A 24,948-nucleotide genomic window follows, 5' to 3' on the forward strand; every position below is an offset into this window, starting at 1 on the left:
CTTTATAAGCATATGCGGCATTCGCCGCCTTTCCCGCACGATAGCGGATTCGGGCCATTTGGTCCGGCCGCGCGCCTCCCTTACCGGGCGGGTGGACCATCGTTGCCGGGCGCTTTCCAAGATTACAGGCAAAACGACGTTAATGCGACTGGACAAATTTTTATCTCAACAGTTAGGTATCAGCCGGGCGCTGGTGCAACGGGAACTGCGCGCCAAGCGGGTGACCGTCGACGGTGATACGGTGAAACAGGGCGCGTTCCAACTGCTGGCGCAACATGAAGTGCGCTTTGACGATCGGGTCCTGCACCAGATACTTGCCCCGCGCTATTTTATGCTGCACAAACCCCAGGGCTATGTGTGCTCAACCGACGATCCCGATCATCCCACCGTGCTGTATTTTATGGACGAACCGGTGCCGGACAAGCTGCACGCCGCCGGACGCCTGGACATCGATACCACCGGCCTGGTGTTGATGACCGACGACGGCCAGTGGTCCCACTGGATCACCTCGCCTAAACATCACTGTGAAAAGACCTATTTGGTGACGCTTGAGGATCCGCTGGACGGGGATATCGCGCGTCAGTTTACCGAAGGGGTGATGCTTCACGGCGAAAAACTGCCGACCCGGCCCGCGCAGCTTGAGCAGCTTGCCGAGCGCGAAGTGCGCCTGACCATCAGCGAAGGGCGTTATCATCAGGTGAAAAGAATGTTCGCCGCGGTGGGTAACCATGTGGTGGCGCTGCATCGCGAACGTGTCGGCGCCATCGTGCTGGATGCGGATCTGGAACCCGGCCAATACCGCGCGCTGACCGCCGATGAAATCGCCGGCATAGGCGCGCCGGCACGTCCGTGACAACGACGGCGGGCGGTGCGTCCGCCGGCCGTGCAGGATTGATAAAGGCATGAACGAGGAGTCGTACAACGTGCAAGCAGACCGGACATCCCATATCGGTTTAATCGTCATCCTGGGTTTATTGTCGATGCTGATGCCATTGGCTATCGATATGTATTTGCCGGCCATGCCGCTGATTGCCTCGGAGTTCGGCGTCGGCGCGGGGAGCGTGCAGATGACCCTGAGCGCCTATGTGCTGGGGTTTTCCATCGGCCAGCTGTTTTACGGGCCGTTGGCCGATAGCCTGGGCCGTAAGCCGGTGATTCTGTTCGGCACGTTCTTTTTTGCCGTCGCCGCCGCGGCTTGCGCGCTGTCGCAATCGGTGGAGCAGCTGATCAATATGCGTTTCTTGCATGGTCTGTCCGCCGCCGCCGCGAGCGTGGTGATCAATGCGCTGATGCGCGATATGTTCACCAAGGATGATTTTTCACGCATGATGTCGTTTGTGGTGCTGGTGATGACGGTGGCGCCGCTGCTGGCTCCCATCATCGGCGGCGTGCTGCTGGTGGTGTTTAACTGGCATGCCATTTTCTGGATCATGAGCCTGACGGCGCTGGTGGCCACCGTGCTGGTGATGCTGTATATCCGGGAAACGCTGCCCAGGGAGCGGCGGCAAAAGTTTAATCTGCGCACCACCATCGGCAACTTCGGCGCGTTATTTCGCCATAAGCGGGTGTTCAGCTATATGCTGGCCAGCGGTTTTTCCTTTGCCGGGATGTTTTCGTTCCTGAGCGCCGGGCCGTTTGTCTATATCAATCTTAACGGCGTTTCGCCGCAGAATTTCGGTTATTATTTTGCCCTTAACGTCTTGTTTTTGTTTATCATGACGCTTATCAACAGCCGGAGCGTGAGGCATTTCGGGGCGCAGAAGATGTTCCGTTTCGGGTTGTTTATCCAGTTGCTGATGGGTATCTGGCTGTTGATCGTCTGCGGCATGAACCTGGGGTTCTGGCCGCTGGTTATCGGCGTGGCGGTGTTTGTCGGCTGCGTGGCGATGGTGACGTCCAACGGCATGGCCGTGATCCTGGATGATTTTCCGCATATGGCCGGTACCGCCTCGTCGCTGGCGGGAACGCTGCGGTTCGGCGTGGGCGCGGTAATCGGCGCGTTGTTGTCGCTGGCGACGTTTTCCAGCGCCTGGCCGATGGTATTGTCCATGGCGTTTTGCACCATCAGCGCGATGTTGTGTTATCTGTATGCCAGCCGTCCGCGGCGGGCGGCGCGTACCGCGTCATAGCGTTCTCTTTTTCACACGCCGGGCGTTGGCACGTTCTCCCTTTTACACGTCTTGTGTAGGTTTGGCGATCGCCGTCCTGGCAATATTCGGCTGCCGTGAAGATAAATGTCGCCACGGCGAGGGTTTTGCCTGCTTTGCGTTAGCGTGCGTCAGGGCTTATGTCGCCTCGGCGAAGGTTTCGCTTGCCGTGCGTTCGGCGGTTATATGGAATGCCGGGTGCCGGCAAGCGACAAAGAGGCCGTAGCGCGACGGCCTCCTTGACCTCCGCGCGCCCGGCAGGTCGCGCGTCGCTGCGCGATGCCTTCCGCCGCCCATGTCCCCGTGATGCACCGGCCCGTTATGCGCTCCCGGCGCAACGGGCCTTTCGCCGCTCCCGGCGGCTCATGCCGGGGGCACAGCCGCCGTCAGCGCGCTTTATGCCGGGACCTATGTCGCGGCCAGCGCTGTGATGTATAGGGCATCGGCGCCGCTGTGGGTTTAGTGGAAGGTGGTACAGCAGACAGAGAAGCGGCTAATCATTGCGCAATGCAAAAAGCACCGCGACAGGTCAGTCATACATGCAAATATACATGCAGTCGGCAGCGGGTAATTATCAGTCATACATCATGCGATGCAGCCAACATTTACACCGTCAGCAGTCATACGGCCAGCGTCTCATACCGCCGGAAATTATGGTCAGACAACCACGTAGCCGGGCATAAACCCGCCACAGTGAGAGTAGGTAGCTGGCCGCAAATCTTAGCTAAACTAAGCCAAGCTAATTTAAGTTAACCCAAAATTAATACCGATATTTTTCCCGGTACGTGCATATTACTTACTACCAAAAAACGCTATTTTACTCACAGACGATGGTGTTGACGTGGTGCCGGCATAGAGTGCGCCGGCAGCGCGCATCCCGGCTGGATGAGCCGCCGGGAGCGGCGAAAGCTAAGGGCCGCGCCGGGAGCGCGTCCCGTGCGGTCCCAAAGCCGGGATGGGTGATGCCGGGAACCGCGCAGCGGCGCACGATCTGCCGGACGCGCGGAGGTCAAGGAGGCCGTCGCGCTACGGCCTCTTTGTCGCTTGCCGGCACCCGGCAATACAGATAACAACCTCACGCACGGCAAGCGAAACCTTCGCCGAGGCGACATAAACCCTGCCACAAGGCAAGCCAAGACACAGTAAGCGAAACCCGCGCCGAGGCGACATAAACCCTGCCACAAGGCAAACCAAGACACAGCAAACAAAACCCTCACCGAGACCACTTAACCCCTGACGCCCCCTTTACCTTTTATTTATCCTGAAACCTTTTGTAGCGCATCGGTTACAAATAGTCGCAAATCTGCGCTTGTGTTTCTTTTCCTCGTAATGATAATCAATATCGTTTTAATTGACGTTTCTTTACTTTTTCTCGCCCCCAAAAGCATCGAGGTGATGGGTATGTTTGTGCCTTTTCTGATTATGCTGCGTGAGGGTCTCGAGGCGGCGCTGATCGTGAGCCTTATCGCCGGCTATCTGAAAAAGACCGGCCGCGGCCGCTGGCTAAAAGCGGTGTGGGTGGGCGTGCTAAGCGCGGCGCTGTTGTGCCTGGCGGTGGGTGTCGTCATTAACGAAACCACCGGCGAATTTCCGCAAAAGCAACAGGAACTGTTCGAGGGCATCGTGGCGGTGCTGGCGGTCCTCATCCTGACCTGGATGGTGTTCTGGATGCGCAAGATGTCCCGTTCGATTAAAGCCCAGCTGGAAAGCGCCGTCGATCAGGCGCTCAGCAATGCCCGCGGGCAGGGCTGGGCGCTGGTGGGCATGGTGTTTTTTGCCGTGGCCCGCGAGGGGTTGGAATCGGTGTTTTTTTTGCTGGCGGCGTTTCAGCAGGACGTGGGCATCGAGGCTCCCATCGGCGCGGTGTTGGGATTGGCCTGCGCCATCGTCTTGGGGATGCTGATGTATTACGGCGGCATCCGCCTGCGCATGGAGAAGTTTTTCAAATGGACCAGCCTGTTTATTCTGTTTGTGGCCGCGGGGCTGGCGGCCGGGGCAATTCGCGCTTTCCACGAAGCGGGATTATGGAATGGTTTCCAGGCAATCGCATTTGATTTCAGCGCCACCCTGTCCACCCAATCGTTGTTCGGCACCTTGCTTGAGGGGCTGCTGGGTTATCAGGAAGCGCCCACCGTCAGTGAAGTGGCCGTGTATTTGTTATACCTGGTGCCGGCCCTGGTGATGTTTTTCCTGCCTGCGCGGGGCAACCGGACGACACGTGTCGCCGGATAAAATCCATTAAATTGTTCCACTATTCAGGGTAAAAAAAATGTCCAATATGCAACGCTTCCGTCGCCGCATTCTTCCTGCCGCCTTACTGGTGGCGCCGGTGCTGTCGGCATGGGGCTGGCCCGCGCTGGCGGCCGATATTCCCCAGGTCAAGATTACCGTTAACGATAAGCAGTGCGATCCGATGGCGCTGACCGTTAAACCGGGCAAAACGCAGTTTATTATTCATAACGCCAGCCAGAAAGGGCTGGAGTGGGAAATCCTCAAGGGCGTGATGGTGGTCGAGGAGCGCGAGAACGTGGCGCCGGGCTTTACCCAGAAGATGACCGCCACCCTGGAGCCGGGGGAATACGATATGACCTGCGGCCTGCTGAGCAATCCGAAGGGCAAGCTGACGGTTTCGGCGGACGGCGGCGCGGGCGCGGCGAAACCGGATGCCATGGCGCTGGTGGGGCCGATTGCCGATTATAAAGTCTATGTGCTGCAACAGGTCGGCGAGCTTGTCTCCCATACCAAGACCTTTACCGATGCGGTGAAGAAAGGCGATCTGGCCACCGCGCAGAAGCTGTTTGCCCCCACCCGCGTGTATTACGAGCGTATCGAGCCTATCGCCGAACTGTTCTCGGATCTGGACGGCAGTATTGATGCCCGCGAAGATGATTTCGAGCAGAAATCCGCCGACCCGAAATTCACCGGTTTCCACCGGCTGGAAAAAATCCTCTTCAGCGATAAAACCACGGCCGGCACCGCCCCGTTTGCCGATCAATTGTATAAAGATACCCAGGATCTGCAAAAACGCATCGGCGACCTGACCTTCCCGCCGAGTAAAGTGGTCGGCGGCGCCGCCGGACTGATTGAGGAAGTGGCCTCCAGTAAGATCAGCGGCGAGGAAGACCGTTACAGCCGTACCGATCTTTCCGATTTCCAGGCCAATATCGACGGATCGCAAAAAATCGTCAACCTGCTGCGCCCGCTGCTGCAAAAAGCCGATGCGCCGCTGCTGGCGAAAATTGACGGTAACTTTGCCAAGGTGGATAACGTCCTGATGAAATACCGTAATAAAGACGGCTTTGCGTCTTATGACAAGCTGACCGATGCCGATCGCACCGCGCTCAAAGGCCCGATCACCGCCCTGGCGGAAGATCTGGCGCTGCTGCGCGGCGTGCTGGGGCTGGAGTAGGGTTGAGCGCCTTATGAGTGCTGATAAAGATAAAAACAGCGGTAAGGCGGCGTCGCCATCACGGCGCCGCTGGCTGAAGGGGCTTGGCGCCCTCGGCGGCGCCCTGGCGTTGCGCAGCGCGGCGGCGGCGCCGGCTCCTGCTCCCGATGAGCATTCCCCCGGCACCTTGTCACCCGACGAGCGCTGGCAGCGCCAGCCGTTTTACGGACCCCGGCAGGCCGGCATCACCACGCCGCAGCAGGCGGCCATGATGCTGGTGGCGTTTGACGTGCTGGCCGGGGATAAGGACGATCTGCGGCGGTTGTTTCGCGTGCTGACCGAGAGGATTGCATTTTTAACCACCGGCGGGCAGGCGCCGGCGGTGGATGATAAATTGCCGCCGATGGACTCCGGCATTCTGGGCGAACATATCGCCCCGGATAACCTGACCATCACGGTGGCGGTGGGCGACTCGTTGTTTGACGATCGTTTCGGCCTCGCCGCGCTGAAACCCCGGCGGCTGCAAAAGATGACGCGTTTTGCCAACGATGCGCTGGACGCTGATTTATGCCATGGCGATCTGCTGTTGCAAATTTGCGCCAACGGCAGCGACACGGTGATTCATGCGCTGCGGGATATCATTAAACATACCCCGGATCTGCTGAGCGTGCGCTGGAAGCGCGAAGGCTTTATTTCCGCCAGCGCGGCGCGCAGCCGGGGCAAGGAGACACCGATTAATTTGCTGGGCTTCAAGGACGGCACCGGCAATCCGGATACCCGCGACCCCGGCCTGATGGATCGGGTGATCTGGGTCGGCGCCGGTACGGATGAACCCGCCTGGGCGGTAAACGGCAGTTACCAGGCGGTGCGCATTATCCGCTTTCACGTCGAGTCCTGGGATCGTACGCCGCTGCACGAGCAGCAGACCATCTTCGGCCGTGATAAGCGCACCGGCGCGCCGCTGGGCATGGCCAATGAACATGACGTGCCCGACTACAGCCGCGATCCGCAGGGCAAGGTCATCCCGCTCGATGCCCATATGCGTCTGGCCAATCCCCGTACGCCCGCCACCCAAGGCAACCTGATGCTGCGCCGGGGCTATAGCTATTCCCTGGGCGTTTCCCGCTCCGGCCAGCTGGATATGGGATTGTTGTTCGTCTGCTTCCAGCAGGATCTGGAGCAGGGGTTTCTCGCCGTGCAGCGCAGGCTTAACGGCGAGGCGCTGGAAGAATATATCCAGCCCATCGGCGGGGGCTACTTTTTTGCCCTGCCGGGGGTAGAGCGCCAGGACGGCTATCTGGCGCAGTCGCTGCTGGCATAACGCCGGCGGTTTTCCCTTCTGCCGCTTTGCCGGCGCGGCTGCCCTGCGCCGGCGAGCATGTCGATTTTCCCGTGAACCGCCGTCCCCTTTACCCGCCGCGACGGCGGGAGCGCATCCTATCCTTCCTCCCGTGGCATTATTTTGTTCGTAAAATGTAAATAATAAGCTCAGTTAAAGTTATGCAAATGCATAAAAAACAGTTGTGCTGCGGCGTTTAACGCGGTACATATAGGCCGAAAAGAGATCTGTCTCTCATTTCAAAGGTGTCTATGCTGTTTTTATGAACAAATTGACTGCTAATGTCACGCTAAGATTATAGTATTGTGATAAAATTGTTACTAAGTAGTTTAATCGTCTGGGGACGTGGAGTGACAAATCTACAGTTATCCGTGGTGCATCGCTTGCCACAATATTACCGCTGGCTGAATGGGTTTAGCGGCATCAAAGTCGAACCGATATCCGCCGGTGATTGCGACGATAACGACCTGATTGGCCTGACGCTGTTAAGCCATGAAGGCGATACGGCGTGGGAAGTGATGCGGGAACTGGCGCGTTCCCTGGTGGAAATCCAGGTCACCTGCTCGGTGCTGGAATGCGAAGGGCAGCCTTGCCTATTTTTGCACCGTGACGATGAATGCACCGGCCTGTGCCGGCTGAAAAACATGGGCGTGGCCATCGCCGAGCCCGCGTCGGCGCCGTACTATTCTTAAGACCAGTACCCGGGCGCGCGCTTACCCGGCCGCCAGCAGCAACTGGCGAGTATACTCCGCCGAGGGCGCGTCGAACACCTGCCGGCAGGCGCCCTGTTCCACGACTTCACCTTCCCGCAGTACCATCACCTGATGACACATTGCCCGCACCACCTGCAGATCGTGGCTGATAAACAGGTAGGTCAGCTGGTGTTTTTCCTGCAGTGATTTCAGCAACTGCAGGATCTGCGCCTGCACCGATCTGTCCAGCGACGAGGTGGGTTCATCGAGGATTACCACGTCCGGCTGCAAAATCAGCGCCCGGGCGATGGCGATGCGCTGGCGCTGCCCGCCGGAAAATTCGTCGGGGTAACGATGGCGGGTGTCGGGATCGAGCCCCACTTCGCTTAGCGCGGCAATCACCCGCCGGTCCTGTTCCTGCGCCGAAAAATGATGATGCACGCGCAGCCCCTCCACCACGATTTGCGCCACCGTCAGCCGGGGATTCAGCGCCGAGTTCGGGTCCTGGAACACCACCTGGATACGGCGGCGCAGCGGCAGCATGCCGCGCCGGTTAAACTGATGCAGCGGCTGGCCGTCAAACCAGATCTCGCCGTCGGATTTCAGCAACCGCAGCACCGCCAGCGCCGTGGTGCTTTTGCCTGAGCCGGATTCGCCCACCAAGCCCAGGCTTTCGCCGCGCCGCAGGCTAAATGACACCCCGCGCACGGCGCTTTTTTGCGCCGCCTGGCGGCGAAACAGCCCCTGGCGCCCGGAAAAGGTCACGCCCAGATTAGCGACCCGCAGCAGCGCCGGCGCTCCCGGCGGCACCGGCAGCGGTTCGCCTCCCGGCTCCGCCGCCAGCAGACGGCGGGTATAAGGGTGTTGCGGCGCGCTGAACAGGGCGTCGCGCCCGCCGATCTCCACGCATTTCCCTTCCTGCATCACCGCCACGTTGTCCGCCAGACGGCGCACGATATTCAGGTTATGGGTGATAAACAGCAGCGCCATGCCCATCTCCCGGCGCAGGTCGGTCAGCAATGTCAGGATCTGCGCCTGTACCGTTACGTCCAGCGCGGTGGTCGGCTCGTCGGCAATCAGCAGTTTGGGCCGGGTGAGCAGGGCCATGGCGATCATCACCCGCTGGCGTTCGCCGCCGGAGAGCTGGTGCGGGAAATCCCGCAGCCGGGATTTGGCCTGGCGGATGCCCACCCGATCGAGGCTGGCCAGCACTTCGGCGCGGGCTTCGGCGCCGCGCATGTCCCGATGCAGCGCCAGCACCTCCAGCAGCTGTTTTTCCACGCTGTGCAGCGGGTTGAGCGACGACATCGGTTCCTGGAAGATCATGGCGATGTCATTGCCGCGCACGCGCCTGAGCGTTGCGTCTGGGGCATGCAGCAGGCTCTTGCCGGCGAACAGGATATCGCCATGGGGGTAGCACACCTGCGGCTGGGGCAGCAGGCGCAGGACCGACAGGGCGGTAACGCTTTTGCCCGAACCGGATTCGCCTACCAGCGCCAGCGTTTCGCCGGCGTTAAGCGCCAGCGTCACCTTATCCACCACCTGCCGGGTTTGATTGCCCTGGCGAAAGGCGACGCTCAGTTCCTTGATTTCTAACAATGGCGTGGTCATAGGTTAATGCGCCTTGCTGGGGTCAAAGGCGTCGCGCACCGCTTCGCCGATAAAAATCAGTAATGACAGCACCAGGGCCAGCGTAACAAAAGCGGTAATGCCGAGCCACGGCGCCTGGAGGTTGTTTTTGCCTTCCAGCAACAGATTGCCCAGGGACGGCGAGCCGATGGGCAGGCCGAAACCGAGAAAATCCAGCGAGGTCAGGGTGGTAATGGACCCGCACAGGATAAAGGGCAAAAAGGTCAGCGTCGCCACCATGGCGTTGGGCAGCATATGGCGCAGCATGATCATCCGATCGCTAACCCCCATGGCCTGGGCGGCGCGGATATAGTCGAAATTACGGGCGCGCAGGAATTCGGCGCGCACCACGCCCACCAGGCCCATCCAGCCGAACAGCACGGTGATGGCCAGCAGCCACCCGAAGTCCGGCGGCACGACGCTTGATAATAAAATAATCAAAAACAGCGTCGGCATGCCGGACCAGACTTCAATAAAGCGCTGTCCCCACAGGTCCAGCCGGCCGCCATAATAGCCCTGGCTGGCGCCGACGATAATGCCGATAACGCTTGAAAGCAGGGTCAGCGCCAGGCCGAACAGCATCGACAGCCGGAAGCCATACAATAAGTTGGCCAGCACATCCTTGCCGGTGCTGTCGGTGCCCAGCCAGTTCTGCCGGCTTGGCGGCGACGGGAAGGGCCGGGCGGTGGCGAAGTTAATGGTGCGGTAGTCATAGCGTACCGGCGCCCATATCGCCCAGCCGTGCGCGGCCAACCGCCCGGCGATATAGGGATCGCGGTAATCGGTCCTGGTCGCCAGCTCGCCGCCGAAGGTGGTCTCGCTGTAGTTAAACAGCAGCGGCGAATAAAATTGTCCCTGGTAGCGCACCAGCAGGGGCTTGTCGTTAGCCACCAGCTCCGAGGCGAGGCTCAGGATAAACAGCAGCAGAAATAGCCATAACGACCAGTAGCCCCGGCGGTTGCGGCGAAAACGCGCCCAGCGCGCCTGGTTGACGGAACTCAGTCTCATTGGCGGCCCTCGAAATCAATGCGCGGGTCGACCAGCGTATAGGTCATATCGCTGAGGATATTGAGCAGCAGGCCGATCAGGGTAAAGATATATAACGTGCCGAACATGACCGGGTAATCCCGTTGCAGGGTGGCGTCGTACCCCAGCAGCCCCAGGCCGTTAAGGGAAAACATCACCTCAATCAGCAGCGAACCGGTAAAAAACATGCTGATAAAGGTGGCGGGGAAACCGGCTATCACCAGCAGCATGGCGTTGCGAAACACATGGCGGTAGAGGATCTGGTTTTCCGTCAGCCCCTTGGCGCGCGCGGTGGTGACGTATTGCTTGCGGATCTCGTCCAGGAACGCGTTTTTAGTCAACATGGTCAGGGTGGCGAATCCGCCAATCACCGTGGCCAGCACCGGCAGCGTGATATGCCAAAGATAATCGGTGATTTTTTTATACCACGGCAGGCTATCGAAATGGCTCGAGACCAGACCGCGCAACGGGAACCAGTCCAGATAGCTGCCGCCGGCGAACAGCACAATCAGCAGGATGGCGAACAAGAAGGCCGGGATCGCGTAGCCGATGATGATAAGCGTGCTGCTCCAGACGTCGAAGGCGCTGCCGCTGCGCACCGCTTTTTTGATGCCGAGCGGGATCGACACCAGATAGATGATAAGCGTGCTCCACAAGCCGAGGGTAATGGAGACCGGCATGCTTTCCCTGATCAAATGCATTACCGTGGCGCCGCGAAACAGGCTGTCGCCAAAATCAAAGCGCACATAGTTCCACAGCATGGTGAAATAGCGCTCATGCAGCGGTTTATCGAAGCCGTAGCGCCGGGTAATCTCCGCAATCACCTCCGGATCCAGGCCCCGGGCGCCGCGGTACTGGCTGTCGCCAATCTGGCCGCCGTGCAGCGTTTGCACGCGGGCGGCGGGGTCGCTGTGCCCGGCGCTGAAGCCGCTTTGCTGGCCCATCTCAATGGCGGCGATGGCCTGATCCACCGGTCCGCCGGGGGCGATCTGCACGATAAAGAAGTTCAGGGTAATGATGGCCCAAAGCGTCGGGATCACCAGCAATAAACGGCGTAACAAATAGGTTAGCAAGCGGCTCCTCCCTTAGAGCTTTGTCGATAGTCAGACGCAGGACGCACCGAGCGGCCGCGGCCGGCGTCAGCGTCGTTCCGCGGGCAGCCTGGCCGCCCGGTTGACATCATACCACCAGGTATCGAAACCCAGCGCATAGGTGGGTTTAACGGCCGGCATGGCGAATTTATCCCAATAGGCCAGACGGGTCTGGTGGGAAAACCACTGGGGGATCATAAAATAATTCCAGGTCAGCACCCGGTCCAGCGCCCGCCCCAGCGGCAGCAGCGCTTTTTCGTCGCCCTGGTGGCGCACGATTTCGTTGATCAGGCGATCAACCGCCGGATCCTTGACGCCGGGGCGGTTATAGCTGGATTCCACATAGGCGCTGCCCCACAGGATTTGCAAATCGCCGCTGGGGTAGGGGAAGGCGGCATAGTTTGACGGCATCATATCAAAATCACGTTTGCGCAGGCGGTTGGTAAACTGCGCGCTGTCCACCTGACGCAACGTCATCTGTATGCCCAGGCGCTGCAGGTTGTGCTGGAAGGGCAGGATGTAATTGCTGCTATTGCTGCCGCTCATCAGCATCATTTCAAAGGCAAACGGCTTGCCGGTTTTGACGTTGACCAATTGCTGGTCCTTTAATTCCCAGCCGGCCTGCTTTAACAGCCCAAGCGCCTTAAGCAGGTTTTTGCGGTCATAACCGCTGCCGTCCGATACCGGCGGCTGATAGCGTTCGGTAAACACCTCCGGCGGCACCTGGCCTTTCAGCGGCGCCAGCACCGCCAGTTCGTCCACGCCGGGATAGTCCCGCGCCGCATAGTCGGTATTGATGAAATAGCTGTCGACCCGCTGGTACCCCTGGTAAAACAGCGCCTTGTTCATCCATTCAAAATCAAACGCCAGCGTCAGCGCCTCGCGCACCCGCCGGTCGGCGAACAGCGGGCGCTGGATATTAAATGCCAGCCAGGGCGTTGCGACCGGCGCATCGTTGGGTATTTCCTGCTTGATGATATAGCCGCGTTCCACGTTGCCGCCGTGGTACTGCGTGGCCCACAGCTTGGGCGAGCTTTCGATGCGCAAATCAAACGCGCCGGCTTTAAACGCTTCCAGCGCCACGTTGTCGTCCAGGTAATAATCATAACGGATGCTGTCAAAATTATTACGGCCGCGGTTGACCGGCAGGTTGGCCGCCCAATAATCGCGGACACGCGAGTAGGTGACATACTGCCCGGTACGCCAGGACGTAATGCGGTAAGGCCCGCTGGCCGGCGGCGGCGAGGTCAGCGGGTCGCCGAGTTTGTGATGCTGCCAATAGCTTTCCGGCATAATCGGCAAGGTCAGCAGGCCCAGCAGCATCTCTTTATCGGGTTTGGGAAACTCGTAGCGTACCGTGAGCGGCGCGATGGCTTTTACCGTGACGCCTTTGTAATAAATACGAAATTGCGGCACCCCTTCGGTCATGAATTTGCCGAAGGTGAAGGCCACGTCCCGGGCGGTGATGGGCTGATGGTTGTGATACTGCGCCTGGGGATTGATGGACACCTCCATCCAGGAAAAATCGCTGGGATAGCGCGCCGATTCCGCCACCAGGGGATAATAGCTGCCCATCTCATCGTCCGAGGTGATAAATAAACCGTCATAGAGCTGGTCGGTGCGCATCGCCGCCGAGCCGCGCAGGGCAAAACGGTTAAAATTGTCAAAGGTGCCGATGGCCGCCAGGGTTATGGCGCCGCCCTTGGGCGCGGCGGGGTTGACGTAATCAAAATGGCTGAAGTCGCTGGGGTATTTCGGCTGGCCCAATAGCGCAAAAGCGTAGCTTTCATTAATAGTGTCAATAGTGTCGGCGCGCGGGCCGAGGCAGACGACGCTGAGAATCAGCGCAATCCAAACACGTGGAAACATCAGGTTACGCTCCTGGGATAACACCAAATAGTATTGAAAGGGCAAGCCGCTGAAGGCTGTCTATTATACTAATGCCTAAAACAATGCCATTAACGGTTTTTTTGCCATTAATGTCAAAATTATCAATCAGATTATTAAGCCATACACCCTTTAATCAGGAGGACGACGGTGCGCAAGTCCATTGCTACCCTATCCATGGCCGGCAGCCTGCCGGAAAAGCTTGAGGCCATCGCCCGGGCGGGGTTTGACGCCGTGGAGCTGTTTGACGACGATGTGCAACGCTTCCCCGGTACCGCGCGCGACGTTAAACGGCTGCTCGACGCGCTCGATCTTGAGGCGGTGCTGCTGCAGCCGCTGCGCAACGCCGACGGGGCGCCCGCGGCCGGCCGCGCCGGCGTGCTGGCCGAGGCCGGGCGCATGTTTGACGCCATGGCAGAACTGGGATGCCGGCAATTGCTGGTATGCAGTTCGGTGGACCAGGATGCCCTGGCGGACGAAGAGGCGCAAAACGGCGATCTGCTGCGCCTGGCCGAGTTGGCGCAGCGTTATGGCTGCGCCATCTGTTATGAGGCCCTGGCCTGGGGGCGCCATGTGCATCATTACCGCCAGGCCTGGGAGCGGGTCAGCACCGTCGCCATGCCCAACCTGGGCCTGGCGCTGGACAGCTTTCATATCCTGGCCCTGGCGGATAACCTCGACGGCCTGGCGCACATCCCGACGGAAAAAATCTTTTACGTGCAGATGGCCGATGCCGCGCCGCGCCCGCGGCCGTCGCAGCCGGTAGACGCCTGGAGCCGGCATCATCGCTGTTTTCCGGGCCAGGGCATCCTGGATGTCGCCGGTTTTGCGCGCCAAGTGGCGGCGGCAGGGTACCGGGGCATCTGGTCGCTGGAAATTTTCAGCGACCGGTATCAGCGGGAAACGCCGCAGCGCATCGCCGCCGAGGGGTTTGCCTCGCTGGCGTGGCTGGAACGGGAGATAACGGCGCGCCGGCCATAATTAGCGTGCCCGCGGGCATGGGATGTTGCGCCCATATATTGCCTTAACTGATATATTATCGTGCTTAATAATTAGCCGATATGGCGCAATCGCGGGCGGGCTGGCCGCCGGTAGCATAACGGCAAACGGACAAATGACGCGGATTATAATAATTAATATGTTGATAACATGCAGGCAAATATGTTAAGGAGCTGGGAATATAGCGGCGAGAATAGTGATGAGCTTCGAAGAATATGTATTAAGCAAAAAAACAGATATACAAATCTTTAATAATGGTCAAAAAAAAACCGCCCGGGCAGGCGGCTTTTATCTCGTTCGGCATTCAGGACATTTAAATAATAACCGTTAATTATCAGGAGTTGCTGTTGCCGCGCATTGCCGTGGTCATCTGCCCCTTGGCGCCGCCGGTTAATACCCGCCGTGCTTCCCGATAACGCTTGTTCCAGTAGGTTTCCGATAGGCTGGAAATGGTGACGCCGCTGGTGGTGGATGCGTGGACAAACTGATCGTTGCCCAGGTAAATCCCCATATGGCGCCCGGTGGAACCGGCATGGAACACGACCAGATCTCCTGGACGCAGCTTGGTGCGCTGGATTTTAGCGCCAATACCCTGCTGCTCGCTGCTTGAGCGCGGCAATTCCAGGCCAAACTGTTCATGGAACGTTTGCTGTACAAAAGCCGAACAATCTATACCACGTTTAGAGCTGCCGCCCAGGCGATACCGAACGCCTTTCCATACGGCATATTGATCCATAATTTTCGTCTTCACATCGACATTACGGACCATATCTTCGAATTGATCCTGAGAGGCTTGCAGTAAAAAATCACTTTTATCGTTGACTGCATGCATCTCAGCTGTTTGTTGACTGCCATGAGAACTACAGGCGGAAAGCATAACTGCCGCCGCCACTGCGGGGATTAACCGCAGCACATATCTCAAAATAGGTTGAGATTTGACCATTATAAGTGTTATCCCTTAAAGTCCTTAGCGACGGTGCCGCTATAAAATACCGAGCGAATCGAGAATAATGCGCAAATACTGATTGACCAACCGTTATTCCTGCATTGTGTGGTATTACTCACACATTTTTATTAGCGGGAAAATATCAGTGTATAAGTACAGCGAATTCGAGGGTACCGTAATGAATAAGGGAAAGCGAGGATTTTTATCGACTATTTTATAACTTTTGGTGATGTGAAATAGTATTAAATTAAACGTTAAGAATTGGATCAAAAAGCCCCGCCGTTTGCCGGGAATGGCGGCGGGCGGGCATTGTCGCCGCCCGGGGGCCGGCGATCCCGCAACCTTCCCGTAACGTGGCGACCGCCGGACGCCGTCACAGGCCGCCCCCGCTATAATTAATTCCTATTGATATCGCCGGTCGCGCACGCCCGGCAAGCGCTGGTTAAACCAGCTCACCGCCTTATCGCTGGCATCCGTCATCAGCCACCAACTCAGGCCGACCAGCACCACCGACAGCGATCCCACCGCGATATCGCTGAACCAGTGCGCGCCAATCATCACCCGGGGCAGGGAGAACAGCACCACGATAGCCATGCCGCAGGCAAACGCCCGGCCGCCGAAATAGCGCAGCATATAGGCGGCAAAAATCATCAGCATCATGCCGTGGTCGCCCGGAAAGCTATCCATGGAAGCGTCCTTGGTGGGAATGCGGCTAAATTGCGACACGCGCACCACGCCGTCCTCATTTTGGAAAAACAGCGTCGGGCTGGGGCGGCTGACCGGCAGCAGGTGCCCCAGCTGGTTAAGCACCAGCGCCGAAAGCAGCATGACGATGCCGAGGCTTATCAATTGATAGCGCCGATCCGGCGGGGTGCGCAACAGGTAGTGGAGGTAAAGCAGGCCCATCGCCAGCAGGGAGGTGATATCGAACGCGCGATAGTTGGTGACGGCCAGGAATACGGCATAACTATGGCTACTGGCGGCGATATGATTAAAAAACAGGAAGATCGCCGTATCCAGTCGCGACCAGAATCCGTGGTGCGAAGGCAGGTACCATGAGACAAAAAGCGCGATGCCCAGGATATTGAGCAAAATAACGGCAGGTAAGCGACGCATGACTCAGCACCTATAAAACAAGTGACTAAATTAAGGTGATTATAGTATTCCTGCTAATTTAAACGAATCTTCAACAAAGCCGTTTGCAGCGCGTTCCAATCCGCCGGGGCGGGATTGATCAATTCAATCCGGCTGTCGGGCGGCGGTGCGGGCAGAGTCTCGATGCGCAAGTCCTGGCCCTGGCGGTTGACCTGCAGGGTGCCTTCGGGGATGCGTACCACGGCCTTGACCCGTTCCACCGGCGCCAGCCGCGCCCACTCCAGCAGGCCGATGGTATCGAAAGTGGTGGCGCCGTCAAAAATCCAGCCGCAGGACTGGTAGCCCTGGCCCTGGTTCAGCGCACGCCGCCAGCCGGTATTGCCCGGCAGCCGCAGCGCCGCGAGTCCCGCCTTGGGCGCCGGGGGGGCGTGATGGTGGGCGCCGTCGGGCAGTTCGCGCGCGTTCAGGCGCGGCAGGTCCAGCAATGACAGCGGCACCCGGCCCTGGACGGCGTCGACTATTTGGCGTCCATCGCCGTGCCCGGCGGCCCACTCGGCCAGCAGCACGCGATCCTGCGGCTGGTAGCTGTCCTGCTTGTTGGCGATAATGACATCGGCGGCGGCCAGCTGGTCGCGGAAGTTTTCATTGTCGCGGTAACGTGCGTCGCCGAGCTGGCGCGCGTCCAGCAGGCACAGGGTGGCGCGCAGGGTCAGCCAGTTTTCATATACCGGCGAGGTGAGCAAAGAGAGGATTTGTTTGGGATGGCCAAGCCCGGTCGGCTCGATCAGCAGCCGATCGGGGGTGTTGCGCTGCAACAGGGTATTTAATCCCACCTGCATGGGCAGGCCGTTGACGCAGCACATGCAGCCGCCGGGAATTTCCTTGAGCACTGCGCCGCTGTCGGCCAGGAGCGCGCCGTCGACGCCAATCTCGCCAAATTCATTCACCAGGACCGCCCAGCGTTCGCCGGCCGGTTTTTGCGCCAGCAGATGCAAGAGGGTAGTGGTTTTACCGCTGCCGAGAAAACCGGTAATCAGGGTGGTGCGGGCGGTCATGGTCGTCCCCGGGCGGCCGGGGAGAGGACGGCGGCCACCGTCGCTTTGGCGCCGTCCCGCGCCAGCGCGAGATACGCCGCGGTGACGGCGGCGGCAAAGGCGGGGCTGGCGGACAGATCCGCGCCGAATACCGAACGCAGCGCCAACAGCGCCAGCACCCGCGGCTCGCCGTCGGGGCTGTGGTCGACGATGCGCCGCAGCTCGTCGCTCAGCGGATCGCGGATATCAATAGGCGCGCCGAGATCGTCGCGGCCGCCCACATAACGCATCCAGCCTGCGATGCCCAGCGCCAGCAGGGGATAGCCGTCGCCGTGGGCGATATGCCAGCGCACCGGGTCCAGCATGCGCTGCGGCAGCTTTTGCGTGCCGTCCATGGCAATCTGCCAGGTGCGGTGTTTCAGCGCCGGATTGGCGAAGCGCGCCAGCAGCTGCGCGGCGTAGGCGGCGAGGTCCACTTCCCCGGCGCCCAGGCGCAGGGTGGGCGCCTGTTCCCGCGCCATCATCGCGGCCACGGCGGCGTGGTAGCCCGGGTCCGCCATGCAGTCGCTGATATGCTGGTAGCCGGCCAGATAGCCGAGCCAGGCCAGAAAGGAATGGCTGCCGTTCAACATGCGCAGCTTCATTTCTTCATACGGCGCGACGTCGGGGACAAACTGCGCGCCCGCCGCCTGCCAGTCCGGCCGGCCGGCAACAAAATTATCCTCGATAACCCATTGGATAAAGGGTTCGCAGGCGATGGCGCAGGGATCCGCCACGCCGATAAGGGCGGCAATCTCAGCCAGCGTTTCTTCCGTGGCGGCGGGCACGATACGGTCGACCATGGTGGCCGGAAACGACACCTGTTCCCCGATCCATGCCGCCAGCAGCGGATCCCTGGCCTGGGCCAGGCCCAGCACCGCCCGCCTGAGCACCTGGCCGTTGCCGGGAATATTGTCGCACGACAGCAGGGTCAGCGGCGCGAGACCGCGCGCATAGCGCAGGCGCAGCGCCTCCACCAGAATACCCGGCACGGTGCCAGGCGCCCCGGGATGCAGGATATCCGCCTGGACGCGCGGATTGGCGCGGTCCAGCTCGCCGCTGTCAGGCTCGATGCAATAGCCTTTTTCGGTAATGGTCAGCGAGACGACGGCCACCTGCGGCTCGGCCAGCTTTTCCAGCACCGCCGCGATGCCGACCTCTGCCGCGATAACCGACTCGCGGACCGCGCCGATAACGTGCGCCTGCTCGCCGGCGCCGTCTTTTTCCAGCACGGTAAACAGATGATCCTGGGCGCGCAGCGCCTGCAGTAAACCGGCGCTGTGCAGGCTGACCTCGCAGATGCCCCAATCGCCGCCAACGGCGTTAAGCGCCCGATCGGTCATTACCGCCTGATGGGCGCGGTGGAACGCGCCGAAACCGATATGTACGATGCGGCTCTTAAGCAGGGCGCGATCGTAGCCGGGCTGTTGCACCCCGGCGGGAAGGTGATGCGAGGCAAGGGTCGCCATGATGATGCACCCCGTCTGGCCGTTGGCCTGGAAATAGTTAGTCGGCGCGGCTCATATAGCGACGTTCCGCCACGTGAATACGGATCTTTTCGCCGCTGTTCAGGTATTCCGGCACCGAGACGGTCAGGCCGGTGCTCATCAGCGCCGGCTTGGTGCGGGCGCTGGCCGACGCGCCTTTGATGCCGGGCGTGGTTTCGATAATCTCCAGATCCACCGTTTGCGGCAATTCCAGCGCCAGCACCTGGCCTTCCAGGGTCAGCACCTGCATGCCGGGGATGCCGCCTTCGGGGATAAACAGCAGTTCGTCTTCTATCTGGTCTTTCTTGAACAGGTACGGGGTATAGTCCTCGTCGTCCATAAAGACATATTCTTCGCCGTCGATATAGGAAAACGTCACCGAGCGGCGCACCAGGTTGATGGTCTCGAGGATATCGTCGCCCTTAAAGCGCTCCTCCACCTTCAGGCCGGTGCGGACGTCGGAAAACCGCATCTTATACAGCGTACTGGCCCCGCGCGCGCTTGGGCTCTGGATATCAATGTCTTTTACCAGCAGGAGTTTGCCGTTGTAATTTACCGCCATGCCGCGCTTAATTTCGTTTGCTCTAGCCATCAAAGTGGACCTGTATAATTGTATCGGAGTCTATGGCGACACGTTACCGTTGCCCGGGCCTTCAGGCAAGGGGGAAAAGTGCGTGTCGCGGGGCAGCGGCGAATCTACATCACGAATGCGCCACATGCAATAACCGGCGCCGGCAATCATTAGCAGCGCCACAAAAAACACCGTATGGTACTGCCAGATTTCCGCGATAAGCCCGGCGGCCGAACCGGCGATAATCCAGCCCACCCGTCCGGTATTGGTAAACAGCGTGGTGGCGGCGCCGGCCTGGCCCGGCATCAGATCCTGAAAATAGATCATGCCGATGCCGGCCAGAATGCCGATAAACACCGCGTTCAGCGACTGCAGCGCCAGCAGCGCCATAGGGGCGGTAAACACCAGCAACCCCAGGTAAAACAGCAGCCCGGCGCCGACGGCGATGCGCATCAGCAGCCGGTTGCCAAAGCGCCTGGACACATAGCCGGCCACCAGCATGGTCGGGATCTCCAGGCCCGCGGCGGTGCCCATCAGCATTCCGGCCAGTTTTTCAGGCAGCTGCAGCTCGTGGATGAGATAGAGCGGCATATTGATCAGGTACATGCAGTTGCAGGTCCACATCAGCGTGCAGGCGGCGAACAGCAGCATCGCGTCGCGGCGGTTGCGGCGGGGCGCCTCCAGCACCGCGGCGGTTTTCAGCGCCGATTTGCGCATCGACGGCAGCGCCAGCCAGACCAGCGCGCCGCAGGCCACGAAGGTGACGGCGGCCATCATATACATCACTTTGAAACCAAAGCCCAGCGCCAGGGCAAAGGCCAGCGGCGGTCCGATGACCCAGGCCAGGGACACCTGCGCGCGCATTACCGAACTGAACATGACCGCCTCGCGCCCCGTCTGCTCGGCATGTTCGCGCGCCAGGGCGAACATCTGCGGGTTGGCGGTGGAACCGAAGCTGGTCAATAACACGCCGCAGGCCAGCAGGACAAAATAACTGCGGTTAAAGGCAAACAGCACGCAGCCCGCCGCGCCCAGCAGGCAGCATTGCAGGATCAGCCGTTTACGATCGCCTTTTTTATCCGACCGGCCGGCCAGGAACTGGCTGACCGCGATGCCTATCACCGCGCTGCCGGTATAGAACAGGCCCACCATAAAGGGCCGGGCCGCCACTTCCGTGGACAGGAACAGGCTCAGGGTCGGCAACTGCAGTGCGCCGGCGATGCCGGAGAGAAAAGCGATAACCAGAAAGGCCGGGGCGGTCATATCCGGAAGGCGCCGCGGGAGGGCGATAGGCGTGTGCATGATAATGGCATCGGGATCAGGACAAATGGACGCCCGAATAATACGCCTGTTGGCGAAAAACAACAGCCGGCGGCGAAAATAAATCCACTTCAGCATGACGTCGGCCGGCGGCAAGGCGCGCCGCCGGATCGCTGCGCGGGCGGCCCCGGTCAGGCCGCGACGGGCATGGGGGATGGGGTCTTCAGCAGCGCGTCAGCAAAAGCCGTCCCGGCGGGCCGGGACGTGCCTGAATAACGATAAACTGTGCGGCGCTTCAAAGATCCGACAGGAATAGTCGACGGGCGCTTGCAATCATGCCGCCAACGTCGGAGACTTTATTGAAACGTTTCAGCGTGATTAGACAGGCGATGCCCCGGACCATCCCGCTGTTGGTGTGTATCGAAGCTGAATCGATTCAATATTAGCAATATCAGCAAGCGAGGAGAGATATGTTTGATTTGTCATTAAAAGATATTCATCTCGGCGCCCAGGCGCAGAGCAAGACGGAGGCCATCGCCCAGATCGCCGCGGCCATGACGCAGGCAGGTTATGTCGACGCCGGGTATGTGGACGGCATGATGAAGCGCGAGCAGCAGACGTCCACTTTTTTAGGCAATGGCATCGCCATCCCGCACGGTACCACGGATACCCGCGACCTGGTGCTGAACACCGGCGTGCAAGTATTTCAGTTTCCGCAGGGGATTGACTGGGGCGAGGGCCAGACGGCTTATGTGGTGATCGGCATCGCCGCGCGCTCCGACGAGCATCTCGCGCTGCTGCGCCAGCTGACCCATGTCTTAAGCGACGATGCCGTGGCGGCGCGCCTGGCGAGCACCACGTCGGCCGAAGAACTGCGCGCCGCGCTGACGGGTGAAAAGCAGCCGGCGCCGTTCCTGTTCGATATCTCCCTGATGGCCCTGGACGTCCCCGCCGGCGACATGGTCACCCTTAAGGCGCTCAATGCCGGCCGCCTGCAACTGGCGGCCGCGGTGGACGTCGCGTTCGTCAGCGATATCATCAGCGGCCGCCCGCTGAACCTGGGGCAGGGCGTCTGGCTGAACGACAGCACGCGCGGCAACCTGGCCAGCGCCGTGGCGATCAGTCGCCCGGCGACGGCGTTTGTCGAGGACGGTGAAAGCGTGGCGCTGCTGATTACCGTCGCCATGGCAGACGATCGGCCGCTTGACGTGCTGAACGTCATCGGCGACCTGCTGCTGGCCGGCGAGGCGAGCCGCCTGCTGACCGCCGACGCTCCCGCCCTGCTGGCCCTGCTCAGCGGCGAAGCCGCGGCGACGGATGGGGTATTAAGCGCGGAATTCGTGGTGCGTAACGAGCATGGCCTGCACGCCCGCCCCGGCACCGCCCTGGTGAACGTGATCAAACAGTTCGACAGCGTCATTACCGTCACCAACCTGGACGGGTCCGGCAAACCGGCCAATGGACGCAGCCTGATGAAAGTGGTGGCCCTGGGCGTGAAGAGCGGCCATCGCCTGCGTTTCACCGCTGAAGGCGCCGACGCCGAACAGGCGCTGCAAGCCATCGGCGCGGCGATTGCCGCGGGACTCGGGGAGGGCGCGGCATGAGCAGACGCGTCGCCACCATTACGCTGAACCCGGCTTACGACCTGGTCGGCTATTGCCCCGAAATTGAACGCGGGGAGGTTAACCTGGTGCAAACGACCGGACTGCACGCGGCGGGAAAAGGGATAAACGTCGCCAAGGTGTTGAAGGATCTTGGCATCGACGTCACCGTCGGCGGCTTTCTCGGCAAGGAAAACCAGGACGGTTTCCAACTGCTGTTCAGCGATCTGGGCATTGCCAACCGTTTCCAGGTCGTGCAGGGGCGTACCCGCATCAACGTCAAGCTGACCGAGAAGCAGGGAGACGTGACCGATTTCAATTTTTCCGGATTTAACGTCACGCCGCAGGACTGGGAACGCTTTGTCAACGATTCGCTGACCTGGCTGGGCCAGTTCGATATGGTGGCGGTCAGCGGCAGCCTGCCGGCGGGCGTGCCGCCGGAAGCCTTTACCGAATGGATGATCAAGCTGCGCAGCCACTGCCCCTGCATTATTTTCGACAGCAGCCGCGAAGCGCTGGTGGCCGGGCTGAAAGCCGCGCCCTGGCTGGTCAAGCCCAACCGGCGCGAGTTGGAAATCTGGGCCGGCCGCAAGCTGCCCACCCTGGCCGACGTGGTGGTGGCCGCCCATGCGCTGCGCGAGCAGGGCATCGCCCATGTGGTGATTTCACTGGGCGCCGAAGGCGCGCTGTGGGTCAACGCCTCGGGCGCCTGGCTGGCCAAGCCGCCGGCCTGTGAAGTGGTCAGCACCGTCGGCGCCGGCGATTCCATGGTGGGCGGCCTGATCTATGGCCTGCTGATGCGCGAGTCCAGTGAACATACGTTACGCCTGGCGACCGCCGTGGCGGCTTTGGCGGTCAGTCAAAGCAATGTCGGCATCACCGATCGGCCGCAGCTGGCCGCCATGATGGCCCGAGTGGATTTAAAACCGTTTAATGACCAGTTGGAGGCACAATGAAAACGCTGCTGAAAATAGACAGCTCGCTGGGGCAGGCACGATGCCACCTGGTGAAAAAAATATTGGTCGATGCCGCGCCGAAAGCGGGTTTGACCCTGGTTGACTCCGCCGCCGACGCCGAACTGGTGGTGGCGGTGGGCGGCCTTACCCCCGATGCCGCCCTGAACGGCAAGCGGGTGTTTACCGGCGAACCGTCCCAGGCGGCCAGCCAGCCGGAAGCTTTCCTCGCCCGCGCCAAGACCGAGGCCAGCCTGTACCAGGCGCCGGCGGAAACCACGCCCGCGGCGGCGCTTGCCGCCACCGGACCCAAACGGCTGGTGGCCATCACCGCCTGCCCGACCGGCGTGGCGCACACCTATATGGCGGCGGAAGCCATCGATGGCGAAGCCAAAAAACGCGGTTGGTGGGTGAAGGTGGAGACCCGCGGCTCGGTGGGGGCGGGTAATGCCATCACCGCCGAGGAAGTGCAGCAGGCGGACCTGGTGATCGTGGCCGCCGATATAGAGGTGGATCTGAGCAAGTTCGCCGGCAAACCGATGTATCGCACCAGTACCGGCCTGGCGCTGAAAAAAACCGCCCAGGAACTGGATAAGGCGGTGGTGGAGGCCAAGGTGTACCAGCCGTCCGCGCAGGGCGGCAATACTGAATCCGGCGAGACCAAAAAAGCCTCTCCCGGTCCGTATCGCCATCTGCTGACCGGTGTTTCCTATATGCTGCCGATGGTGGTGGCCGGCGGCCTGTGCATCGCGTTATCCTTTGTTTTCGGCATCCATGCCTTTGAACAGCCGGGAACCCTGGCTTCGGCGCTGATGACCATCGGCGGCAAATCGGCGTTCGCCCTGATGGTACCGGTGCTGGCGGGCTTTATCGCCTTCTCCATCGCCGACCGTCCGGGCCTGACGCCGGGCCTGGTGGGCGGTATGCTGGCGGTCAGCACCGGCGCCGGATTTATCGGCGGTATTATCGCCGGTTTTCTGGCCGGCTACGTGGCCAGGCTTATCAGCACCAAATTGCCTTTGCCACAAAGCATGGCGGCGCTGAAACCGATACTGATCATACCGTTAATCGCCAGCCTGGTGACCGGTCTGGTGATGATCTATGTGGTGGGCACGCCGGTGGCCAGGATCCTGACCGGCCTGACCAACTGGCTGCAGTCGATGGGCACCGCCAACGCCGTACTGCTGGGCGCCATCCTCGGCGCCATGATGTGCAGCGATATGGGCGGGCCGATCAACAAAGCCGCCTATGCCTTTGGCGTCGCCTTGCTCAGTACGCAAACCTATGCGCCGATGGCGGCGATTATGGCCGCCGGCATGGTGCCGCCGCTGGGCATCGCGGTCGCCACCCTGCTGGCGCGCAATAAGTTCGATAAACCGGAACGGGAGGCCGGCAAGGCCGCGTTTGTGCTCGGGCTGTGCTTTATCTCCGAAGGCGCGATACCCTTCGCCGCGCGCGATCCGTTCCGGGTGATCCCGCTTGCCATGATCTCCGGCGCCGTCACCGGCGCGCTGTCGATGTTCTTCGGCGCCAAGCTGATGGCGCCGCACGGCGGTATGTTTGTGCTGCTGATCCCGGGCGCCATTACGCCGGTGCTCAGTTACCTGGTCGCCATCGCGGCGGGCACCCTGTTGCTGGGCGTGATGTACTCGGTACTGAAACGTCCGGACGCCGAACTGGCGAAAGCGCTGGCCTAAGCCGGCCCGGCATCCCGGGGCTCAATGCTCCGGGGCGCCGATGCTTCTTTTACGCCCCGCGCGGGGC

The 24,948-nt window shown here is 60.5% G+C and carries 20 protein-coding genes; 10 read left to right on the top strand and 10 right to left on the bottom strand.

The genetic code is table 11. The features are described 5' to 3' along the window. Nucleotides 1-142: 142 nt before the first annotated feature. From rsuA to ACL2XG_RS24480, 6 genes are all read left to right on the top strand, one after another. Nucleotides 143-853: a 16S rRNA pseudouridine(516) synthase RsuA gene (rsuA, locus tag ACL2XG_RS24455; RefSeq protein ID WP_410014288.1), complete on the top strand. Its 711-nt coding sequence runs from the start codon at nt 143-145 to the stop codon at nt 851-853. Nucleotides 854-923: 70 nt separating this feature from the next. Continuing rightward, on the top strand, nt 924-2,129 hold the full coding sequence (locus ACL2XG_RS24460; RefSeq protein WP_410016770.1) for a Bcr/CflA family multidrug efflux MFS transporter: 1,206 nt from the start codon (nt 924-926) through the stop codon (nt 2,127-2,129). Nucleotides 2,130-3,548: 1,419 nt separating this feature from the next. Continuing rightward, nucleotides 3,549-4,379, top strand: coding sequence for an iron uptake transporter permease EfeU (gene efeU / locus ACL2XG_RS24465; protein ID WP_410014289.1), 831 nt, complete (start codon nt 3,549-3,551; stop codon nt 4,377-4,379). Between the two features lie 37 nt (nt 4,380-4,416). Next, nucleotides 4,417-5,556 (top strand): iron uptake system protein EfeO, encoded by a 1,140-nt coding sequence (efeO, locus tag ACL2XG_RS24470; protein ID WP_413723292.1) that lies wholly within the window; start codon nt 4,417-4,419, stop codon nt 5,554-5,556. A 13-nt stretch (nt 5,557-5,569) separates the two neighbouring features. Continuing rightward, nucleotides 5,570-6,856, top strand: a complete 1,287-nt coding sequence (gene efeB, locus ACL2XG_RS24475; RefSeq protein ID WP_413723291.1) for an iron uptake transporter deferrochelatase/peroxidase subunit — start codon at nt 5,570-5,572, stop codon at nt 6,854-6,856. A 368-nt stretch (nt 6,857-7,224) separates the two neighbouring features. Continuing rightward, nucleotides 7,225-7,566, top strand: a complete 342-nt coding sequence (locus tag ACL2XG_RS24480) for a YejG family protein (protein ID WP_413723290.1) — start codon at nt 7,225-7,227, stop codon at nt 7,564-7,566. Nucleotides 7,567-7,587: 21 nt separating this feature from the next. Here ACL2XG_RS24480 and yejF read toward each other — a convergent pair whose 3' ends face one another. The 4 genes from yejF to ACL2XG_RS24500 form a co-directional block, all read right to left on the bottom strand. After that, on the bottom strand, nt 7,588-9,177 hold the full coding sequence (gene yejF, locus ACL2XG_RS24485) for a microcin C ABC transporter ATP-binding protein YejF (protein WP_413723289.1): 1,590 nt from the start codon (nt 9,175-9,177) through the stop codon (nt 7,588-7,590). Nucleotides 9,178-9,180: 3 nt separating this feature from the next. Continuing rightward, entirely contained in the window at nt 9,181-10,203 is a 1,023-nt protein-coding gene (locus ACL2XG_RS24490) for an ABC transporter permease (RefSeq protein ID WP_410014294.1), read from the bottom strand. Then, nucleotides 10,200-11,294, bottom strand: coding sequence for a microcin C ABC transporter permease YejB (locus ACL2XG_RS24495; RefSeq protein WP_410014295.1), 1,095 nt, complete (start codon nt 11,292-11,294; stop codon nt 10,200-10,202). Before ACL2XG_RS24495 ends, ACL2XG_RS24490 begins: the two co-directional genes overlap by 4 nt. Nucleotides 11,295-11,360: 66 nt before the next feature. Continuing rightward, nucleotides 11,361-13,181 (bottom strand): extracellular solute-binding protein, encoded by a 1,821-nt coding sequence (locus ACL2XG_RS24500; RefSeq protein ID WP_413723288.1) that lies wholly within the window; start codon nt 13,179-13,181, stop codon nt 11,361-11,363. A 168-nt stretch (nt 13,182-13,349) separates the two neighbouring features. Here ACL2XG_RS24500 and ACL2XG_RS24505 point away from each other — a divergent pair, with 168 nt between their 5' ends. Next, nucleotides 13,350-14,180 carry a sugar phosphate isomerase/epimerase family protein gene (locus tag ACL2XG_RS24505; RefSeq protein ID WP_413723287.1) on the top strand — a complete coding sequence of 277 codons (831 nt, stop codon included), beginning with the start codon at nt 13,350-13,352 and terminating at the stop codon, nt 14,178-14,180. Between the two features lie 352 nt (nt 14,181-14,532). On the opposite strand, the gene mepS is transcribed toward ACL2XG_RS24505, so the two are convergent. From mepS to ACL2XG_RS24535, 6 genes are all read right to left on the bottom strand, one after another. After that, nucleotides 14,533-15,141: a bifunctional murein DD-endopeptidase/murein LD-carboxypeptidase gene (gene mepS / locus ACL2XG_RS24510; RefSeq protein ID WP_413723286.1), complete on the bottom strand. Its 609-nt coding sequence runs from the start codon at nt 15,139-15,141 to the stop codon at nt 14,533-14,535. A gap of 405 nt (nt 15,142-15,546) precedes the next feature. Further along, on the bottom strand, nt 15,547-16,260 hold the full coding sequence (locus ACL2XG_RS24515) for a phosphatase PAP2 family protein (RefSeq protein WP_413723285.1): 714 nt from the start codon (nt 16,258-16,260) through the stop codon (nt 15,547-15,549). 53 nt (nt 16,261-16,313) lie between these two features. Further along, nucleotides 16,314-17,294, bottom strand: a complete 981-nt coding sequence (locus ACL2XG_RS24520; protein WP_413723284.1) for a CobW family GTP-binding protein — start codon at nt 17,292-17,294, stop codon at nt 16,314-16,316. Further along, nucleotides 17,291-18,781, bottom strand: coding sequence for a mannitol dehydrogenase family protein (locus ACL2XG_RS24525; protein ID WP_413723283.1), 1,491 nt, complete (start codon nt 18,779-18,781; stop codon nt 17,291-17,293). The genes ACL2XG_RS24520 and ACL2XG_RS24525 overlap by 4 nt, the downstream gene beginning before the upstream one ends. Before the next feature lie 37 nt (nt 18,782-18,818). Beyond that, entirely contained in the window at nt 18,819-19,391 is a 573-nt protein-coding gene (gene yeiP, locus ACL2XG_RS24530) for an elongation factor P-like protein YeiP (protein WP_410014302.1), read from the bottom strand. Between the two features lie 30 nt (nt 19,392-19,421). Beyond that, complete coding sequence (locus ACL2XG_RS24535; protein WP_413723472.1) at nt 19,422-20,672, bottom strand: sugar efflux transporter; 1,251 nt, start codon at nt 20,670-20,672, stop codon at nt 19,422-19,424. 428 nt (nt 20,673-21,100) lie between these two features. Here ACL2XG_RS24535 and fruB point away from each other — a divergent pair, with 428 nt between their 5' ends. The 3 genes from fruB to fruA are packed head-to-tail and all read left to right on the top strand — an operon-like array spanning nt 21,101 to nt 24,881. Continuing rightward, nucleotides 21,101-22,234 (top strand): fused PTS fructose transporter subunit IIA/HPr protein, encoded by a 1,134-nt coding sequence (gene fruB, locus ACL2XG_RS24540; RefSeq protein ID WP_413723282.1) that lies wholly within the window; start codon nt 21,101-21,103, stop codon nt 22,232-22,234. Beyond that, nucleotides 22,231-23,187: a 1-phosphofructokinase gene (gene fruK, locus ACL2XG_RS24545; protein ID WP_162368505.1), complete on the top strand. Its 957-nt coding sequence runs from the start codon at nt 22,231-22,233 to the stop codon at nt 23,185-23,187. The genes fruB and fruK overlap by 4 nt, the downstream gene beginning before the upstream one ends. Beyond that, complete coding sequence (gene fruA / locus ACL2XG_RS24550) at nt 23,184-24,881, top strand: PTS fructose transporter subunit IIBC (RefSeq protein WP_413723281.1); 1,698 nt, start codon at nt 23,184-23,186, stop codon at nt 24,879-24,881. The genes fruK and fruA overlap by 4 nt, the downstream gene beginning before the upstream one ends. The last annotated feature ends 67 nt before the right edge of the window (nt 24,882-24,948 follow it).

Source organism: Sodalis sp. RH24 (assembly GCF_047324145.1).
In the GTDB taxonomy this organism is placed as follows: domain Bacteria; phylum Pseudomonadota; class Gammaproteobacteria; order Enterobacterales; family Enterobacteriaceae; genus Acerihabitans.

What these genes read in the sequence shown, in the direction of transcription:
- fruK (WP_162368505.1), top strand. Translation starts at nt 22,231, where the DNA reads ATGAGCAGACGCGTCGCCACCATTACGCTGAACCCGGCTTACGACCTG.
- ACL2XG_RS24525 (WP_413723283.1), bottom strand. Translation starts at nt 18,781, where the DNA reads ATGGCGACCCTTGCCTCGCATCACCTTCCCGCCGGGGTGCAACAGCCC.
- efeU (WP_410014289.1), top strand. Translation starts at nt 3,549, where the DNA reads ATGTTTGTGCCTTTTCTGATTATGCTGCGTGAGGGTCTCGAGGCGGCG.
- ACL2XG_RS24535 (WP_413723472.1), bottom strand. Translation starts at nt 20,672, where the DNA reads ATGCACACGCCTATCGCCCTCCCGCGGCGCCTTCCGGATATGACCGCC.
- ACL2XG_RS24490 (WP_410014294.1), bottom strand. Translation starts at nt 10,203, where the DNA reads ATGAGACTGAGTTCCGTCAACCAGGCGCGCTGGGCGCGTTTTCGCCGC.
- fruB (WP_413723282.1), top strand. Translation starts at nt 21,101, where the DNA reads ATGTTTGATTTGTCATTAAAAGATATTCATCTCGGCGCCCAGGCGCAG.
- fruA (WP_413723281.1), top strand. Translation starts at nt 23,184, where the DNA reads ATGAAAACGCTGCTGAAAATAGACAGCTCGCTGGGGCAGGCACGATGC.
- rsuA (WP_410014288.1), top strand. Translation starts at nt 143, where the DNA reads ATGCGACTGGACAAATTTTTATCTCAACAGTTAGGTATCAGCCGGGCG.
- efeB (WP_413723291.1), top strand. Translation starts at nt 5,570, where the DNA reads ATGAGTGCTGATAAAGATAAAAACAGCGGTAAGGCGGCGTCGCCATCA.
- ACL2XG_RS24520 (WP_413723284.1), bottom strand. Translation starts at nt 17,294, where the DNA reads ATGACCGCCCGCACCACCCTGATTACCGGTTTTCTCGGCAGCGGTAAA.
- yeiP (WP_410014302.1), bottom strand. Translation starts at nt 19,391, where the DNA reads ATGGCTAGAGCAAACGAAATTAAGCGCGGCATGGCGGTAAATTACAAC.
- efeO (WP_413723292.1), top strand. Translation starts at nt 4,417, where the DNA reads ATGTCCAATATGCAACGCTTCCGTCGCCGCATTCTTCCTGCCGCCTTA.
- mepS (WP_413723286.1), bottom strand. Translation starts at nt 15,141, where the DNA reads ATGGTCAAATCTCAACCTATTTTGAGATATGTGCTGCGGTTAATCCCC.
- ACL2XG_RS24500 (WP_413723288.1), bottom strand. Translation starts at nt 13,181, where the DNA reads ATGTTTCCACGTGTTTGGATTGCGCTGATTCTCAGCGTCGTCTGCCTC.
- yejF (WP_413723289.1), bottom strand. Translation starts at nt 9,177, where the DNA reads ATGACCACGCCATTGTTAGAAATCAAGGAACTGAGCGTCGCCTTTCGC.
- ACL2XG_RS24515 (WP_413723285.1), bottom strand. Translation starts at nt 16,260, where the DNA reads ATGCGTCGCTTACCTGCCGTTATTTTGCTCAATATCCTGGGCATCGCG.